Origin of the sequence: Leptolyngbya sp. FACHB-36 (genome assembly GCF_014695955.1) — a bacterium.
In the GTDB taxonomy this organism is placed as follows: domain Bacteria; phylum Cyanobacteriota; class Cyanobacteriia; order Leptolyngbyales; family Leptolyngbyaceae; genus FACHB-36.
In genome coordinates, this window is record NZ_JACJPG010000131.1 from 1 (window position 1) to 3189 (window position 3189).

Consider the following 3189-nt stretch of genomic DNA (forward strand, 5'->3'; position numbering starts at 1 on the left):
TGAGAAGCAGCGGTTTTCCAATGGATCGAGTTTCCATCGTTGGTAAGGACACCGATCGCTCGAAGAAGTTTATGGGTGCAGACGTACGCGATCACCACGGCAACAAAGCGGATGATGGTGCAAAAGCGGGAGCGGTAACGGGTGGAACGGTTGGCGGTGTTACGGGCTTGCTAGTCGGGCTAGGACTGTTGGCGATTCCGGGCATTGGTCCCGTAATGCTGGCAGGAGCGGCTGGAACCGCCTTGGCTACAGCGCTCTCGGGTGGCGCGATCGGCGCAGTGGCTGGCGGACTGGGTGGTGCACTCGTTGGTCTAGGCATTCCGGAGCGGGAAGCCAAGGACTATGGCGATCGTGTTTCTCGGGGTGAGTATCTCGTTGTTGTAGATGGATCTGCTGAGGAAATTGCTCAGGCGGAGGCAGGTCTGCGCCGCAGCGGTGTTGAAGCGTGGCGCGTCTATGACACATCAGCTACCGCAGCTACCACAACCACCACAGCTACCGCAGCTACTACAACCGCCTCTGTGAATCGATCGCAAACCGTCGCAACTCCTGTCGCAGATGCTAGTCCTCGCGCCCTCAGCGATGATGAATCGGTCAGACTGTACGAGGAGCGACTCATTGCCGATAAGCAGCGGGTTAAAACGGGCGAAGTCGCGCTGGGTAAGCGGGTTGAAACCGAGACTGCCAGGGTAGAAGTTCCCGTCGAGCGGGAGCGGGTGGTAATTGAGCGGGTTGCAGTGGACTCTGCAGCTACGGTAGATCCTAATACGGCATTCAATCAAGAAGTCGCTCGCGTTGAGGTCTATGAAGAAACAGCAGATGTCCGTAAAGAAGCCTTTGTGCGGGAAGAAGTGACGCTTCGCAAGGAAGTTGAGCATCAGATGGTTGATGCTCAAGAAACGCTGCGTCGCGAAGAACTCGATATTCGTACGGAAGGACATCCTGTGGTGGATACGACTCCTGACAGCGACTTGCACAAGCGCGTTTAACTAACTTCTCTGGATCATTGGTGAGACGCGCCCCTCATTGACTGACAAAACTTCGGAAGACCTCTCCCCCAGCCCCTCTCCGACACGGAAAGGGGAGCCAGACGAACCTCTAGTTCCCTCTCTTGCGAGGAGAGGGGTAGGGAGAGGTCTTCAGCGATTTGAGCAAACGATTTGTCAGTCAATCAGGACGCGCCCTGCACGTCTCACCGATCAACTTTTTACTCTTTTCAATTTGAATTATCAAGAACTATGAATAGGATTTCTCTGTTATTTCTTAGTGGTGCGCTACTACTGGGTACCGTTGCCTGCAACGATGCTGCACGCACTAGCAGCAGCACTCCCAACACCACGTCAGAGGCGGCGAACCAAGGTATGGATAAATCGACCGCCCAGACTAACCAGAATGATGCGACGAGCGAGGTGCGTCGTCGTCAGCTGAACTCGGACATCCGATCGCGCGAGGAGCGCAACAACGCGCTAAACGAGGGCAAGCAGGAGAACCGCAGCGACGCCGACCTCAAAAGCGAAGTGAGATCGAAGCTAGAGGCAAACTTTCCAGCTAGCCAGTTAGCAGTTGATGCGGAAGACGGCGTTGTCAAAGTGTCGGGCACTGTAGTCAACGAGCAGCAGCTTAGCAAAATTGAGCCGATCGCCAAGGATATTGGCGGCGTGAAACAGGTTATTGTCGAAGCAAAAGTAGAAAAGGCAGCGAAACCTGATCCTGCTAAACCTGGCTCTTCAGTTCCGCTTCAGCAGCAAACGGGTAAATAGTTCTGCGTTAGGGACTGTCTTAGATCCTTACTCACAACTTAGATCCAACAAGCAACAGAGTACAGATGATGCATCATCTGTACTCTGTTGCCTATTTGCAGCATAATTTCAAGGAGGTTGTGTGTTGCTCTCATCTTTGCAATAAAACGTCATATTCCGCTCAGATTCAACAAATCAACACTTTTAGCGGTTGCATCTTCATTAATGAAGGTGACAGATTCGATCGCTACAAGGCTAGAATTTCAGCAGTTTTCTACAATTGTCGCTACAGCAATCTGATTAAAGGGTGAGCGAGCGGTCAATGCTCAGTCTTCCGTAGCCCGTAGGTCTACTGATGACTGACTAGAGCGACCAATTCAACCGTTCACAACTATGGGGACTGCTATAGGCTGATGAACGGACTGTGATGCAAATTCGTCATGAGTTCCAATTTGTTCAATTGTGTGACCTCCTCACTGTCCATGAATTCACCGTTGTCCTTGAATACCTCTCTCGTTGAGCTAGCACTTAGTGCAGAGCCGTCTCCGCCCGTTGTGCAGCTCAGTGCCGTTACGTTTAAGTCGCTCGTTAGCACCCTGATCGACGTGTTAATTGAGCAGCAAATCGACGCCGTTCTGTGGGTCAAACTTCCAAGAGGTGAAGCGTGGCAGATTGAGCTAGACCGCTATCGATCGTTCGCGGACATTGCCAAGACGCTTTACGTGTTTAAGAACCAGCGGGAAGAAAGCGTTGACGACGTGGCAGCCTCACGGTTAAGTCTCAGCACTCTCGACGGCGATCGAGGTGCATCAGCCGCGTCGGATGTGATCACGCTGTCGCTACCATTAGACAACCCGATTCGGCGCGAATATTTTCTGCTGGTTTGGTCAGCCTCGTTTCAGGGTGGAATTCTGGCGCAGCGGGTACGCACAGCCGACAGCGGAGCGGACGACAATCAGGACAAGCGGCAATCGCTGATGACGCTTTCTGTGTTTGAGGCCGATCGCGTTCAGTTGTTGATCAATGGATTGGAGCAGGTACTCAGCGCGCCACGGGTTCAGTCAGGCTTAGAGGTGTCGATCGCCGACCCGATCGCCCACTGGCAGCATCGCATTGTAGACCTGCTTGCAGAATCATCCAATCTGTCACTGCTGGAGCACCTGTTTAGTAAGCAACTTCAGAAACAGGAAGACATATGGCAACGCAGTAGCCTGTACCGCAAGCAGGCGGAAGTTGCTGAGTCTCTGCAAGTGCAAAATGAGGAGTTAGTTAACGCTGTCCGATCGAAAGACGAATTTCTCAGCAACGTGGGGCAGGAGCTACGCACACCGCTGACAACCATCAAGACCGCGTTAACGCTGCTGAATTCATCGAGTCTGAAGCCACCGCAGCGCCAGCGCTACATGGAACTCATTGCCAAAGAGTGCGATCGCCAGAGTTCGCTAATCAC

The 3189-nt window shown here is 52.9% G+C and carries 3 protein-coding genes; all 3 read left to right on the forward strand.

What is annotated here, in order from left to right:
- Positions 1–20: 20 nt before the first annotated feature.
- Complete coding sequence (locus tag H6F43_RS22080; protein ID WP_190340318.1) at positions 21–989, forward strand: DUF2382 domain-containing protein; 969 nt, start codon at positions 21–23, stop codon at positions 987–989.
- 249 nt (positions 990–1238) lie between these two features.
- Positions 1239–1760: a BON domain-containing protein gene (locus H6F43_RS01855; RefSeq protein WP_190340319.1), complete on the forward strand. Its 522-nt coding sequence runs from the start codon at positions 1239–1241 to the stop codon at positions 1758–1760.
- A 479-nt stretch (positions 1761–2239) separates the two neighbouring features.
- On the forward strand, positions 2240–3189 hold a 950-nt coding region (locus tag H6F43_RS01860; protein WP_277879846.1), incomplete at its 3' end, for a DICT sensory domain-containing protein.